Annotated in this window: 17 protein-coding genes; 2 read left to right on the top strand and 15 right to left on the bottom strand. The window is 58.3% G+C overall.

Annotated features, from left to right (window positions below; genetic code table 11):
- Window positions 1-3 precede the first annotated feature (3 nt).
- The 6 genes from PSH65_RS09885 to PSH65_RS09910 all read right to left on the bottom strand — a co-directional run bounded on the left by PSH65_RS09885 (window position 4) and on the right by PSH65_RS09910 (window position 4,216).
- Window positions 4-300 carry a hypothetical protein gene (locus tag PSH65_RS09885; protein WP_305426044.1) on the bottom strand — a complete coding sequence of 99 codons (297 nt, stop codon included), beginning with the start codon at window positions 298-300 and terminating at the stop codon, window positions 4-6.
- A 26-nt stretch (window positions 301-326) separates the two neighbouring features.
- On the bottom strand, window positions 327-3,041 hold the full coding sequence (locus PSH65_RS09890) for a toprim domain-containing protein (protein WP_305426045.1): 2,715 nt from the start codon (window positions 3,039-3,041) through the stop codon (window positions 327-329).
- A 6-nt stretch (window positions 3,042-3,047) separates the two neighbouring features.
- Window positions 3,048-3,281, bottom strand: coding sequence for a hypothetical protein (locus PSH65_RS09895; protein ID WP_305426047.1), 234 nt, complete (start codon window positions 3,279-3,281; stop codon window positions 3,048-3,050).
- 74 nt (window positions 3,282-3,355) lie between these two features.
- Entirely contained in the window at window positions 3,356-3,727 is a 372-nt protein-coding gene (locus PSH65_RS09900) for a hypothetical protein (RefSeq protein ID WP_305426048.1), read from the bottom strand.
- Window positions 3,724-4,014, bottom strand: a complete 291-nt coding sequence (locus tag PSH65_RS09905; protein WP_305426049.1) for an ogr/Delta-like zinc finger family protein — start codon at window positions 4,012-4,014, stop codon at window positions 3,724-3,726. Before PSH65_RS09905 ends, PSH65_RS09900 begins: the two co-directional genes overlap by 4 nt.
- A gap of 10 nt (window positions 4,015-4,024) precedes the next feature.
- Complete coding sequence (locus PSH65_RS09910; RefSeq protein ID WP_305426051.1) at window positions 4,025-4,216, bottom strand: hypothetical protein; 192 nt, start codon at window positions 4,214-4,216, stop codon at window positions 4,025-4,027.
- On the opposite strand from PSH65_RS09910, the gene PSH65_RS09915 reads away from it, so the two are divergent.
- Window positions 4,215-4,433: a hypothetical protein gene (locus PSH65_RS09915; protein ID WP_305426052.1), complete on the top strand. Its 219-nt coding sequence runs from the start codon at window positions 4,215-4,217 to the stop codon at window positions 4,431-4,433. The two genes, PSH65_RS09910 and PSH65_RS09915, sit on opposite strands and share 2 nt — an antisense overlap.
- A 16-nt stretch (window positions 4,434-4,449) precedes the next feature.
- Here PSH65_RS09915 and PSH65_RS09920 read toward each other — a convergent pair whose 3' ends face one another.
- Both PSH65_RS09920 and PSH65_RS09925 read right to left on the bottom strand, forming a co-directional pair.
- Entirely contained in the window at window positions 4,450-4,926 is a 477-nt protein-coding gene (locus tag PSH65_RS09920) for a YmfL family putative regulatory protein (protein ID WP_305426053.1), read from the bottom strand.
- 29 nt (window positions 4,927-4,955) lie between these two features.
- Window positions 4,956-5,168 (bottom strand): DNA-binding protein, encoded by a 213-nt coding sequence (locus PSH65_RS09925; protein WP_305426054.1) that lies wholly within the window; start codon window positions 5,166-5,168, stop codon window positions 4,956-4,958.
- 84 nt (window positions 5,169-5,252) lie between these two features.
- Here PSH65_RS09925 and PSH65_RS09930 point away from each other — a divergent pair, with 84 nt between their 5' ends.
- The gene (locus tag PSH65_RS09930) at window positions 5,253-5,582 is read left to right on the top strand and encodes a helix-turn-helix domain-containing protein (RefSeq protein WP_305426056.1); all 330 of its coding nucleotides are present in this window, start codon (window positions 5,253-5,255) and stop codon (window positions 5,580-5,582) included.
- Between the two features lie 327 nt (window positions 5,583-5,909).
- On the opposite strand, the gene PSH65_RS09935 is transcribed toward PSH65_RS09930, so the two are convergent.
- From PSH65_RS09935 to PSH65_RS09965, 7 genes are read right to left on the bottom strand one after another with little or no spacing between them, the layout of a single operon-like run.
- On the bottom strand, window positions 5,910-7,232 hold the full coding sequence (locus PSH65_RS09935; protein WP_305426057.1) for a phage late control D family protein: 1,323 nt from the start codon (window positions 7,230-7,232) through the stop codon (window positions 5,910-5,912).
- Entirely contained in the window at window positions 7,229-7,669 is a 441-nt protein-coding gene (locus PSH65_RS09940) for a phage tail protein (RefSeq protein ID WP_305426058.1), read from the bottom strand. The genes PSH65_RS09935 and PSH65_RS09940 overlap by 4 nt, the downstream gene beginning before the upstream one ends.
- Window positions 7,670-7,675: 6 nt before the next feature.
- The gene (locus tag PSH65_RS09945; RefSeq protein ID WP_305426059.1) at window positions 7,676-10,348 is read right to left on the bottom strand and encodes a phage tail tape measure protein; all 2,673 of its coding nucleotides are present in this window, start codon (window positions 10,346-10,348) and stop codon (window positions 7,676-7,678) included.
- Window positions 10,338-10,457: a GpE family phage tail protein gene (locus PSH65_RS09950; protein WP_041752072.1), complete on the bottom strand. Its 120-nt coding sequence runs from the start codon at window positions 10,455-10,457 to the stop codon at window positions 10,338-10,340. Before PSH65_RS09950 ends, PSH65_RS09945 begins: the two co-directional genes overlap by 11 nt.
- Before the next feature lie 8 nt (window positions 10,458-10,465).
- Window positions 10,466-10,795 carry a phage tail assembly protein gene (locus PSH65_RS09955; RefSeq protein WP_305426062.1) on the bottom strand — a complete coding sequence of 110 codons (330 nt, stop codon included), beginning with the start codon at window positions 10,793-10,795 and terminating at the stop codon, window positions 10,466-10,468.
- 54 nt (window positions 10,796-10,849) lie between these two features.
- Window positions 10,850-11,365 (bottom strand): phage major tail tube protein, encoded by a 516-nt coding sequence (locus PSH65_RS09960; protein ID WP_305426064.1) that lies wholly within the window; start codon window positions 11,363-11,365, stop codon window positions 10,850-10,852.
- Window positions 11,366-11,421: 56 nt separating this feature from the next.
- Window positions 11,422-12,591, bottom strand: coding sequence for a phage tail sheath protein (locus tag PSH65_RS09965; RefSeq protein ID WP_305426065.1), 1,170 nt, complete (start codon window positions 12,589-12,591; stop codon window positions 11,422-11,424).
- Window positions 12,592-12,643: the final 52 nt, after the last annotated feature.

The following is a 12,643-nucleotide window of genomic DNA, read 5'->3' on the forward strand; positions in this document are numbered from 1 at the left end:
GCATCAACTGGCTTTTCGCACCAGGTGAACAATCAAGTCGTCGTATTGCGTGTCCTCTTCGACGGTTGATTGCCATTCCAGAACCGCATCGATCTGTTGGCGCGTGCAGTCGTCAACCAGTAGCGTTCGCTGCCCTTTGTGAACCCTCACTTCCATAATTCGAAGCAGTCCGGATGCCGCGTAAGATTCCGCATGGATGATGCTGGCATCCTTTCCTTTGCCTAAAAGCGCGGCTTCAATCGTCCGCAACTTGGTTGTTTTGCCGGTAGCCATGTCGCCGGTGATCACTTGGATTTGCATGGTGCTGCTCCTGTGGTTACTGCGGTTCATGCGCTCTGAAACACCCAGCAGCGCACGGTTAAGGGTTTGTTGAACATTGCGTTGCCGGCGCTCTGCGAAGCGCGCACCGCGCTATACGTGGGCTTGTTGGTTTCCACCAATTTGTGACTGCGACTCTCGGTCAGCAGAGTGCGCAAGGTCTTCAGGTCGGCCAGGTTCTGGCGGTGCACGCTGGCCAGCTCGGCGAACTCGTTGAGGTTGATGGCGATCAATTTGGGGTCGGTGCTGTGATTGACCTGCGGGCCTTCGCCCAAGCTTTCCAGGTACTCGTAGACCTCCCAGAATTCAGCCACCAGCGGGTGGTCGGCGCTGATTGCGGTCTGACGTTCCAGGGCCATGGCTGTCAGGGCCTGTTGAGTCGTCACCACCTGGTTTTCATCGAGCGGGCAGACCAGGCATAGGCAATCGACCAGGGCCATCAACTGGCTGTGGTTTTTAATGATTCGCTCGACGCGGATTTCCTTGAGCTTGCGCAGACGTTGTTCATGAACAAGCACACGCTCGGCGAACTTCGCCATCACCTGCGCTTCCGCGCGCACTGCCAGCAGCAGAAAGTGGCTCAGGTGCTCGACCGGGATCAGGTTCAAGTTGTCAGCGGCGGCCCGGCTCTCGGTGGTGACTTCCGGGCGCGCAAAATGCGATTTGATAATCCGGGTCAGGATTGCTTCGGACGCGCTGACATCGGCGTTCTGGCTGATCGCAATAGCGCCACGAAACGGGGGCTCGTAGGTTTCGTTACCGCTGGTTTTCATACCCTTGGTACCGAGCGTGCCACCGCCGTAGAAGTCTTTCAGCTCGTCCCAGTCGAAGCCCTTCGCGTGAGCCTTGTCTGGCTCATTGCGGTCGCCCTCGATCAGCACCACCGGCATGTTGGAAACCTGACCCATGGCTCGCTGTCGGCCGGCGCGTGTAGATTTCGACGGGTCAAAACCTTCATGCTCGCGGCCCAGCAGTTTCCAAAGGAAGGTGAGAAGCGTGGTCTTGCCGGCGCCGGCTTCGCCCGTGACCTCAAGGAACGGAAACGACTTGTATTGCGCGCGGATCTGTTCGGCGAACAGCGAGCCGAACCAGAACGCCAGGGCAACAATGCCTTTGGCGCCAAAACACAGCCACAACATTGGCAGCCAATCGCTGCGATACACCTTGCTGTCGCGCTGAATGTGCATGGCAATCGACTTCTGCAGCGTCTTGAGCCGCAGTTTGCCGAACTCGAAAAAGTCCTCCTTGTTCACTTCGCTGACGATACCGCTACGCACAGCGATGTCGCCGAATACGTAGCAGCTGTGCTGTTTGCTGTAGCCAATGAAATCGATGGTCTCCACGGTTTTCAGGCCGAAGAGTTGGTCTTTCATGATCTTGTCGAGTTGTTGACCACTGCCGGTGAATACGGCACCGGCGGCCATGCTGAGCAGTCGCTTTTTGAATTCGCTGGCGGCGGCAACCTGGCCACCGGTGAAGGTGTTTTTGACGCTCCCACTGTCGTGTGGGAAATCAACGCGGAAGTAGTACCAGGATTCGTCGGTCACTTCGTTGCGTTGGAAATACAGTGCCTGCGGGTAGCAGTTGGCGATCTCGACCACTCCGCCACATTGACGCAGAGCTTTGTCGCGGCGCTGCTTGTCGTTGAGCAACTGGTCTTCATGGCGCTCGGAGGACTCCAGCGCTTGCATGGCCTTGTTGAACTTCTCCAGGTCCATCTTGAACCAGTACAACCGACTGTCGAAGCCGAAGTGAAATTCATGGCGCTCGCGCCAGTCGTACATCAGCACGCCTTTCTCTGAGGCGCTTTCGGCGATCAGAAGGGAGCCATGGTAGCGAGCCGTGGCCAGGTCTTTTTCGACCTGCTCGGTGCGTTGGGTTTCGTCATCGATGAAGTTCCACCGCTGGTGCAGGTCATTCCAGTCAACCTTGCGGCTATCTGGTTGGGGGATCTGCGCCGCTTCGCATTCGTAGCCCAATGCGCGGGCCTGACGTACCCAACGCTTGGTGTATTTATGCGCGCCTGGTTCGTTGTCCAGTGCCCACACCAACTTCGGCAGTTTGCCGCCGCGCTGCCGTGCAAGCTCTTTCAACGACTCTTCGGGATAGGCGCCGGATGACATCGCCGATACTGCTGCGATGCCGTTGTGGACCAGAGCAATGGCATCGAAGATGCCCTCGACGATCCATAGCTCGGTAACGTCCAACAACTCGACGCAGGGCGGACACCACCAAACACCACGGGGACTGTCGCCGGGTTTGAAGCGGGCTTTCATCTTGCCAAAACGGTGCGGCCGGTCGATCAGCCGTTCCCAGTAGCCGCCCTTGTCTAGGGCGAAACGCACGGTGGCGCTGCCTGCGTTCAACTCGCCAGAAAAATACGTTTCCTGGGTGAACCAGCCTTGAATCAGATCCAGACGAAAGCCGCGAGCAAACTCCAGGTAGGCACGCGCCGTGGCGTTGGGATGCTGCTCGGTCGCCGGAGCACGTTTGCTCCAGTCGTCGAACAGGTCTTCGTAGATCTCCTTCACGTGCCAGGTCTGGCCGCACTTGCCCCGGCCACAACGGATCATCCATGGGTCATCGTGGAAGGCGTACAGCTCCTTTTTCTTGCACGCTGGGCATTCGCCTTCGCGCATGTATTTGCCCGCTTTGTGCTTGAGGCCGTAATCGGACTGAAGACGTTGCAAGATGTCGGCGCGTAGATCGTGTTTCATGTTCATCGGGGCTTACTTCACTTCGCCGAGACTGTGTTTGAGGGCGCCAATCAGGCGTTTTTGCGCGGCCATCACGGGGAAGGCAGTCAGCAGCGAGCCGTGCCGTAGACCCTCGGGGATCAAGCGAAATCGATCGTCGTACCAGTGCTCGTTGAACTGCATCGCGTACTGGCTGCGTAGCGTTTCGAGCAACGCTTCGGCCTGCGAACGGCTCAGTTTTGCGTTGATGGCAACGTCGATTTCCATGATCCACCTCGGATTTCGGGCAAAGCTCACCCAAACCCACGGGAAGCGGGGCAGGGCAGGGAGTTAAAAAAGGATTACTGAGGGTGGTGCTTGGGCGCGGAGTTGCGCTGAGCGAGTAATGTCTGCGGTAGCAGCCTCGCCGGGACGGGGTAACGTAGGTCAGCCCGTGTATCGATCAAGTGCACGACCGTGCAATCCGGGCTTGTGCCCCAGTCCACACCAATCCACTTGCGCTGATTGATCACCTGCAATTCAGTCCAGGCGTTGTGCACCAACTGCTGAGCCATGAACACCGGGACTTCCAGTGAAACGGTCATGTGCCGAACGCAGTTGTCGTAGAGCAGATCGGAATCCACCAGGTACTGAGCTTCGTGTCGTTGCAGGTAGGCAAACGCCGCCCGTTGCATGCTGCTGCGGTAGTCGTGGGTCAACTGTTCATGGTTCATTGCGCACACTCCATTTCCATTTGGTCGAGCAGGTCGGGTTGATCGTTGGCGGTCTTCATCGCGGCGCGGCGCAGAGCGATGTCAGCAACGGGAAGCCTCACGGATGGGTTGGCCATGCCGCTTGGGCTCATCTCGTGAGTCATTTCGAATTGGGCACGTACTGACCAACCGCAAGCCTCGTTGGTGCATTGCAGGTAGGCCACGCGCAGGAAAATGTGGGTGCCTTCGCTGGTGCGTATGCGCATGCGGCCTTGGCAGTGAGGGCAGACCAGTTTGTAAGTACTCATGACCGGTCCTTTAGAACGTTTCTGCCGCTTCATGAGCGATGTTCAGCGGAGTGATTGCATCACCGATGGCAATCCTGATGTCAGTGCCTGAGAGTGAATCGTTGGTGGTTGCTGCAATTTCTTTTAATGTGTCCAGTCGCTGCTGGGCGATGACCAGTAGATCCAGTAAGTGATTTCTTTCTAAATCGGAGATGTAGGTCATGACGGCTCACTCAAAAAAGGATGTTGAAAGCTTGATGCAGCGCTTGCAGGAGCGGCATGAAGCGCTGGTGGAAATCATGCGTGGTCGCGAATCCATGAAGCTGACTGCTACCGGGGAGGTGCCAGCGCTATTCGTGAGGGCCGAAGACATCCGCTTTGCGGTGGATGACGTCGCAACAGCGCTGAAAGAGATCAAGGCTCGTCTCGGTAAAGGCTGAGTACGGCTGCGCATGCTCACCTTCCTTCCGTCGTCTTACTGTGCAGTTGGATGGTCGCCAGCACCTCTGCATAGCGGGCAGACATGTAGTGCATCAATGCTTTGATAATTGCTTCAGCTTCCCCAGCTTCAATGACTCCATCGTCGAGCGCCTTGGAAATGATCTGATCAACCAAACCGCGCTTGGCTGCCGCTTTGACTGAACGGCTATATAAATCGATATTGTCTAGGGTTCCCGGCATGGTCAGCGGCACAAACATTCCGCCATACAGCCCGCTGACGTAGTCAGGAAGGAACGTGGTCCCCGCGACTTGTTCCAAACGATGGATATGGTCATCGGTCAGCGGGCGGCTGCCGGCGTTTTCGTATGCCTGGTTATCAAACTTCTTGATGGTCATGCCGAGTTCGGCAGCGGCATATAGACGCCCGCCGGGGTATGCGCAAATGACTGCACTGACTACATCCTTTCTGTTGGCTAGAACTGAGCGTTTCATCTTCTGGTTTCCTCCCTGAGCCAACGGACCTAGTTTGTGACTACGCCGTCTTTGATGCCGAGAAGCACCGCGGCGCGGTGAGCTTCGCCCCGCAGACATTTCTTCTGTCCGTTTAGAACCGCGTACACCGTTGACGGATTGAGTTTGTGCTGTTCAGCCCAGTCTTTCGCGGAGAGCCCTTGGTGCGCCAAGCGACTTCGGGCCTCTTGGCATACTTGCTCGGTGGGGTATGCGTTCGGCATAGTCTCGTTTCGTGTGATTTCGTGTGATGACAAGCGCAGTATTTCCCATGATTGTGGGAATGTCAAACCGCTTTGGAGACGTTTGTGGGAATTGGTGATCGTCTAAAAGAAGAACGCGAACGGTTGGGATTGAATCAGACCGAATTTGCGGCGAAGGCCGGTGCCTCTAAAAACAGTCAGTACAACTATGAAAAAGGCGAGCGAAGCCCTGATGCCAGTTACTTGGCAGCAGTGGCTGAGCAGGGAGTTGATGTTCTCTATGTGGTGTCCGGAGAGCGAAAGCCGGCAGCAGCTGGCAGCCTTACCAGTGACGAGTCGAGCTTGCTGGAGTTTTACCGACTGATGGCTGAACCCGATCGTCAGTCATTGGTACGGATGGCCTTTGCGCTTGCGAAGGCAGCAGGTCACGCATAGCACATGCCCACAAGCGGGGTTAAACTGTATGACAGTCACATTGTGAAATGTAGTCGTACCAGTTTGTAATTGATTAGGGCTGGTGGCACGCCTCAACGTGCACAAAATTGGCTGTTCTCTGGGTGAGCTTTTTTGAGGTGCTGTGTTGGCACCGGGCGCCCATTGCGTGTGAAAGGAGTAATCGCATGTTGGAGAACAGTGTGTCGAAAACCGAAGTTTCAGTAGTTTATACTGGTTCTCTGAGCGAGCAGGAACAAACGTTGCTGACTAAGTTCCGGCGGATAAGTGAGCAGCGCCAACAGGATATTCTGCGACTTTTAGAGGTATTCACTCAGTTCCCTGAGTAGGTTGGAGCAGACCCCGGCTAGGTGCTGGGGTTTTATGCTGGATCTGCCTCACCCATTTTTTCCACTCTCGATCCACTGCACGCTTTGCTGTCCTTTCATTCGCATACAACCACCGCAGCCGCCGCGGCTTGCTCTGATCCCCCGCTGTCACCGTCTTTTCCTTCCCGGTCTTCTTGTCGCGGTAGTACGCGATGATTCCCGTGAAGTCGCCCTTGTTCTCTTCAGCCAGATCCTCAACCGTGTCCTCGGGCAACTTGCTCTCCAGCTCCAGACTGACGGTGTAGCCGTTGTCCGCGCTGAGGGTGTGCTGCACGTTGCCTCCGTACCAGATGATTTCGTCGATCTCCGACTTCACGCCCTGGAGCGTATAGGTCAGCTCCGGGATCAGATCCGGCCGGCCAATGGCCAGGGTGTAGCTGAGGGTGGCGCTGCCGCGTTGCAGGCGATTGAACTCGGCACGGGCAGCGCGCAGGGCGGACTGGCGGTCGCTGTAGGTATGGCGCAGATCCTTGAGGTTTTCGCCGCCGCCGGCAATGGCTTCCTGTTTCTTGGCGCTGTTCACGTCGTAGAAGTAGGCGCGCACGCCGTCGTAGCTGTCGCGGTCGGCTTGCAGGTAGCGGTGCCGGTCGCCATCGGCGCGGGTCAGGGTGATGTGGGGCAGCTCCGCGCCACTGGCAGTCTTGCCGCCGCCGGCCGGGAGGCACAGCAGGCAGCCGGCCTTGACTGTAACCACGGCGTCAAACTCTTCCCCCACACGACTGATCAGATTGGCGTCGGATTCGTTGGCCTGGTCGAGTTGCAGGATGGGCAACCCATCCAGGGCGCCGGCAATGGTCGCGGTCAGGCCGTTGCTTTGGGCGATGTCCCCCAGGACGTCGCCCAAAGTAGTGTTGCTCCAACTGCGTTCGCGCTTGGTTTTTAAGCCTTTGCGCAGATCTGCAGACCGAGCGCGAATACTCAGCACATCCGGTGCGCCGCTGTGTTCAGTTTCGTCGACCGTGTAGGTGCCCTTATCGACCAGACCAGTATCGCTCCAGCCAAGCCAAAGGTGGATCACCGCGCCCTTAGGTGGGATGGCCAGCAGCCCGTCATGATCGCTGAGGGTGAGGCTGAGTTGGTCCGCCTCGATCCCCCGGTTGTCGGTCAGGTCCAGGCTCATCAGCCGCGGACTGATCAGTTTGGCTATGTCGTTGCCGTCGACGGTAATTCGAAACGCTGGCACTGGGTACCCGGCCTCGCGACGGTAACGTTCCACGGCGTCATCCAGAAAGCCTGTGACCCTGGAGAGGGCGGCATCGATCACAGCAACGATCTCATGATGCTGACACCTGCGTTGGTACCGGCACCGAGCAGGTCTATCCGATCATCGTCGATGCGTTTGAGGCTGATGGAAAATTCGATACGGCGTGGTGTGCCGTCGCGGAAGAAGATGGTTTTGGTCTCGCTCAGGCTCTCAATGATCCACAGGCCATAGATCCGGCCGCTGCCTTCAACCACGGGCCATGCCTTGCCGGTATTGGCCATCAGGCGCACGGCGTCGAGGCTGAGAGCACTACCAGCCAACTCGGGGAGGATGACGCCGGGAAGGGTGATCGAGTCGTCACCGCGCCCGACAAACTGCCGCGCTGGCGCTGCTCCGAAGCGATTATTGCTGGCGTGGCGCCATTCGGTTTGGCGTTGCAACTCCTGGTAGGCTGCAGTGGAGAGGCTGAACACGAACATGCCCAAGGCAAGCATCATGGGGATTTACTCCAGGTCAGAGAGTTTGCTGCGCTTGCGCGCGCCTTTTTCGCTTTCGATGCGGGCGAGCTCTGCGCGCACGGCACGGGCGATTGCTTGTGGGTCCATGCCAGGCGTTGCCGGGATGTGGATTTCGTAGGTGTCGTGACTGTCGTAAACCGAGCTGCCTGCGTTGCTGATGGGGGCACGGGTATCGACCGTTAATACAGGTAGTGAGGCTGTGCCCAACGCCATGGCGCCCGCAGTGGTGATTTGCTTGCTCATGTCGGCCAGTGCACCCAACGGGCCGTTTTGACCGCCTTCCAGACCTTGGGTGAGGCCGGCCATGGTGAAGCCACCTAACTCGGCGAACACTCGCGACGGGCTGTGGATGCCGAGCTTTTCCTTGAACCAGCCGATGGTCGAATCGCCGATCGAGGTGATGGCGCCTTTGATTTGGCCCATACCGGCAAACAGGCCGTTGACCAGACCGTTGACGATCATGTTGCCGAACTCGGTAAATCGGTTTGGCAAATCCACGCCCAGGTAACTCAGCACGCCGGCGAACGCCTGGTAGATCAGGCCGACCGGGCTGAAGTTGGCCAAGGTGTTGAGGATGCTGCCGATGCCACCGCTGAAGCCGGCCTTGATCTCGGTCCAGGTATTGGTGAAATAGAGCTTCACCGCGTCCCAATTCTTGTAGACCAGGTAAGCGGCACCGGCGAGCGTTGCGACAACCGCAGCGATGGCGAGCACCACCGGGTTCGCGGCGAGTCCCCAAAGCGCGATGCTCACAGTGCGCAAAGCGGTCAGCAGAACGCCGCCCAGGGTGCTGGCCACCGTCCGAATCCCCTGCGCAAGCATGGGGAAAGCGTTGCGCGCCAGGCCGGTCAGGGTGGGGGCCAGCTTCTGCATGATCCTCAGCGTGCCGCCACTCTGTACACCGAACATGGCCATGCCGTAGCGAACCACAGCGAAGGGACCGAGCAGGCTCGCCAAGGTCAGTGCCAGACCACCGAACACAATCGACAGACCGGCCACCAACGCCACGACTTTTACCAAGCCGCCGGCCAATTGCGGATTCTCCCGAGCCCAGGCGCCGACCTTGTTGGCGATTTCGCCCAGGGTGTTGATCAGCTCTTTCAGATCGGGCGCAACGGCGGCGCCGAATTCGGCCATGGCATTGGTGAAGCTACCTTCGGCGGCTTCCATGACATTGGTGAGGGTGCCGAGCTGTTCGTTGACGCGCTTGCGTAGGTCGGCCTGGTTCTGAAGCTTCTGCTGAATCTCCCTGTATCCTGCCAGCCCCTTGTTCATCATGGTGTTCAGGGTGGTTATCGTTTCAGAGTCATCGCCGAACAGCGATTTCATGGTCGCGGTCCGGTCTTCATCGTTCAGCGTATTAAGCTTTTCGACCTGGGCAAACAGGTTTTCCAGGCCGGCGAAGTTGCCTTTGTCGTCGGTGAACTTGAAGCGGATTTTTTTGCCTTCGATCTCCAGGATTTTGTTGACGTCCTTTACACCGTCCTTATCCAACCCAGCCTGGAAGATTTTCCGGAAGGCGTTGCCGGCGGCGCCGCCTTCCATACTTGTTTGATCCATCATGACCAGCAGCGGTGCCAGCTCGTTGGCCGCATCAATGCCTGATTTTTTGATGGTGTCCAATACCGGCGAGATTTTGCTGAAGCCCTGGAGCATGTTGGTCGGGTCAACGCCCGAGTAAAAACCGCGCTGGATGGTATCCATCAACGCCATCATGTCCTTCTCGGAAGTGCGGGTGGCATCTTGCATCTTCGCCGCGAATTCGGCGGCTTCGGCCACTGGCATTTGCAATTGCACGCCCAGGTACGCCGCTGCTTCACCGGTACCGCCGAGAATGCTCTGGGCGCTGAGACCTTGGCGCCGGAGCATCGTCATCATTTCCTGAAAGTCGGCCGTGGTACCGGGCAATCGGTCGCCCAGTTTGGTGGCGAGGTCAGTGATTTTCTGGAAGTCCTCAGCGACCTTGCCCGTGCCATCCATCATCGACACTTTCAGTTGTGTGGCCGAGTCTTCGTTCGGCGCAAAGGCGCCAATGGCTTTGGCAATCGGCCGGCTTGCTGCATAACCCGAACCCAGTCCGGCGGCGCCGTTCATGGCCATATTGCCCGCCAGGTTCTGGGTCTTCTCCATCTTGCTGCGTTCGATCGCCAGGCGTTTTTGTTGCGAGTTCAGGGCGACCAGGCGCTTGCCCTGTTCGCTGATGCTGGCGTTGGTGGCTCCAATCTGTTCGCGCAGCTGGCGCTCGTGGCTGCTGAGGTCCTTGGTGCTGATGCCGGCGCTGTACAGTTTCGTGCGTAGCGTCTGGAGCTGTTCACTCTGCTGCTGGTGCTGTTCTTTAAGTTTCTGTGCTTCACGCACGGCGGTGCGGAAATCTTTGGCCATGGACTTGGTCGGCACACCGGTGGCAGCGAATTGCTGGCTGAGTGCCCGAACCTTGTCGCGGGCGGCGCCGAGAGCTTGCTCGGTTTGTTCGGCCGCAGCGCGCTGGGTACGCCAGGCGCTGACATCCTTCTGCTGTGTGTTGAGCTCCTTGAGGCGGTCACGAGCATCCTTGAGGGCGCGTGCGGCGCCGATGCTGCCATTGTTGATGGCCTTCAGTGGACCGCTCGCCCGGTCGATGGCGTTGAGCAATACCTGAAGTTTTAGATCATTCGCCATCGGTGGAGCTCCGCACCCTGGCGCGCTCGCGCCAGTCCATCAGTTCTTGCAGGCCCAACTGATCCATGTCCGCTGGCGCCCAGTGAAAAACCACAGCCAGGTCGGCCATGGCGTCCTCTACGCAACGAGGGATGCGTCCGTCTTCACCGACCTCTGCAACAAAAAACCGGAAATCTTGCTGCCACAGGCGAGCAGGTCGGCCGGGTCCATTCCGGCTGCTTCCGGGGCGGTAATGCCTGGGCTGGTGATGCGTGGCAGGATCTTGATCAGAGTGGCCACGTCCATGTTCAATAGTTCAACCAGCTGGACGCCGCGCAGCTCGCCTGACGCTGGTTTTCGTAGGGTGAGGGTGTCGATGGTGGTCTTGCCGCGTTTGATCGGTGAATCGAGGGTGACGGTGTTGTCATCGACAGGCGGTAATGCTTCTACGGTGTCTTCAGGGTTCATGAAAGGCTCCAGATTTCAGGTTAGGCCGTCCTCGAATGAGCACGGCGGGGCGGATCAAAGGCCGATGGCGGCGCGCTGTTTTTCCAGCATGTCGACACCGTTAACCTTCTCGATGAAATTGAGCAGATCGATCTCGATGATTTCTTCGTTATCGACGATCAGCTTGTAGTAGGTGCAGGTGGTGGTGATGCTGTGTTCGGTGTCTTCACCGGGCTGGGCATCGCCCATTTCGATGGTTTCGTGGCGGCCGCGTACGACGATCTCCACGGCGCTGACTTCGCCGGTGTCGTCCTGCTGAAACGAACCGGCGAATCGCAGCTGCACACCCGAAGCGTTCACAGTGCCGAACTGACGCAGCGCGATCAGGTCCAGGCCACCGGTCTTCCATTCGAATTGAATGCCATCATCGGAGAAGCCCAGATCCGCCTTGACCGGTCCGTTCATACCGCCGCCGCGATAGGCTTCCATCTTGCGACCGAGCGGGGGCGGGGTAACGCTTTTAGCAACGCCCTGGTAGCTGTTGCCGTCGTTGAACAGGTTCATGTTTTTGAGTTTGCGAGGCATGGCCATGGCTGTGTTCTCCGGTGTACTGACTCGGGGTGACTCCCCTCACGGGGAGCCCCGGTTTAGCTATTAACTTTGTTGGCGAACTGGATCAGGTAACGGTCGGTGATGCGCTGCCGAAGGGTCAGGTCTTCCAGCGGCGGTACCGGTGTGTAGTCGTAATCGAGAACAAGCTTCCCGGCCTTCAGGCTGTCTTTGTCGTTTATGTCATCCGGGTACCAGCAGCTGCCGCCAATCAGGTAGCCCGCGGTGACCAGTTCGCGGAACTTGGCGTTGATGCTCTCGATCATGTCGCGCACCAGAGAGGCATGCATGGGCCTGTCCACAGCCCACATCTGCGCCTCGGCCATGGTGTCGGCGAGGATCTGCGCGGTACGGGTGTAGTTCTCGAAAGCGAATAACGGATCGTCGCTGCACGTCCGACTGCCCCAGAAGCGAAAGCCGCCCTCGTTGATCAGGGTGGTGACCTCGTTACTGTTGAGGTAGTTGGCATCGGTGGCGGGGTTTTGCAGATCCCAGAACACGTCGGCGCTGATGCCTGTCACGCCGTTGACCGCAACGTTGGACAACGTTTTGTGCCAGCCCACTTCCTGGTCGATCTTGGCGCGCAGGCCCAAGGCGCGAGCCACAGAGGAGGCCTTCGCGGTTGCATTGGCGGTGGTTTTCCAGTTCTGGAAGTCCGGCCAGATGACCATGACTTCTCGGGCGCCGAAGTTTTCGCGGTAGGCGACGGCTTCTTCTTTGGTCTTGCAGTTCCAGGCACTGACGTAGTTAAAGGCGCGCAATTGTTGACCGATAGCGACCAGGGCGCTGGCCACCGGTTGGCTGTCCAGACCAGGTACCCCGAGAATGCGTGGCACCAAGCCGACCTTGGCCTTGGCGGCGAGCAAGGCTTTCATGCCGGTGTATTTGCCATCGGCGGTGGTGGTACCAATCAGGGCGCTGGTGGTGGCTGCTTCCGTCGCCCCTTCTTTGACACGCACCACGATCACATAGGGTTTGGTCTGGTCGGCAATGGCTTGGAGAGATACCGCCAGCGTGCCTTTGGTACCGGCCTTGGCAATAGCACTTTGTACGTTGGTCAGTAGAACCGGTGTGTCCAGTGGGAAAACAGTGGCATCAGCGTCTTCGGCCGTGCAAACCATGCCGATAACAGCGGTGGGGATGGTGCGGATGGGGCGGGTGCCGTCGTTGAGTTCGATGACCCGCACGCCGTGGAGATAATCGGCCATGGGTTTGCCTGCGCAGTGAATGAGATGACAGTGCGCAGGCTGCCGCGTGCGC

Origin of the sequence: Pseudomonas sp. FP603, assembly GCF_030687415.1 — a bacterium.
GTDB lineage: Bacteria > Pseudomonadota > Gammaproteobacteria > Pseudomonadales > Pseudomonadaceae > Aquipseudomonas > Aquipseudomonas wuhanensis.

Excerpts from the sequence above, each read along its gene's own strand:
- PSH65_RS09950 (WP_041752072.1), bottom strand. The coding sequence starts at position 10,457 with ATGGCCGACCTGGCTGTGGTTTTTCACTGGGCGCCAGCGGACATGGAT.
- PSH65_RS09910 (WP_305426051.1), bottom strand. The coding sequence starts at position 4,216 with ATGACCTACATCTCCGATTTAGAAAGAAATCACTTACTGGATCTACTG.
- PSH65_RS09965 (WP_305426065.1), bottom strand. The coding sequence starts at position 12,591 with ATGGCCGATTATCTCCACGGCGTGCGGGTCATCGAACTCAACGACGGC.
- PSH65_RS09905 (WP_305426049.1), bottom strand. The coding sequence starts at position 4,014 with ATGAGTACTTACAAACTGGTCTGCCCTCACTGCCAAGGCCGCATGCGC.
- PSH65_RS09925 (WP_305426054.1), bottom strand. The coding sequence starts at position 5,168 with ATGCCGAACGCATACCCCACCGAGCAAGTATGCCAAGAGGCCCGAAGT.
- PSH65_RS09945 (WP_305426059.1), bottom strand. The coding sequence starts at position 10,348 with ATGGCGAATGATCTAAAACTTCAGGTATTGCTCAACGCCATCGACCGG.
- PSH65_RS09890 (WP_305426045.1), bottom strand. The coding sequence starts at position 3,041 with ATGAACATGAAACACGATCTACGCGCCGACATCTTGCAACGTCTTCAG.
- PSH65_RS09885 (WP_305426044.1), bottom strand. The coding sequence starts at position 300 with ATGCAAATCCAAGTGATCACCGGCGACATGGCTACCGGCAAAACAACC.
- PSH65_RS09915 (WP_305426052.1), top strand. The coding sequence starts at position 4,215 with ATGACGGCTCACTCAAAAAAGGATGTTGAAAGCTTGATGCAGCGCTTG.
- PSH65_RS09940 (WP_305426058.1), bottom strand. The coding sequence starts at position 7,669 with ATGATGCTTGCCTTGGGCATGTTCGTGTTCAGCCTCTCCACTGCAGCC.
- PSH65_RS09960 (WP_305426064.1), bottom strand. The coding sequence starts at position 11,365 with ATGGCCATGCCTCGCAAACTCAAAAACATGAACCTGTTCAACGACGGC.
- PSH65_RS09900 (WP_305426048.1), bottom strand. The coding sequence starts at position 3,727 with ATGAACCATGAACAGTTGACCCACGACTACCGCAGCAGCATGCAACGG.
- PSH65_RS09920 (WP_305426053.1), bottom strand. The coding sequence starts at position 4,926 with ATGAAACGCTCAGTTCTAGCCAACAGAAAGGATGTAGTCAGTGCAGTC.
- PSH65_RS09955 (WP_305426062.1), bottom strand. The coding sequence starts at position 10,795 with ATGAACCCTGAAGACACCGTAGAAGCATTACCGCCTGTCGATGACAAC.
- PSH65_RS09895 (WP_305426047.1), bottom strand. The coding sequence starts at position 3,281 with ATGGAAATCGACGTTGCCATCAACGCAAAACTGAGCCGTTCGCAGGCC.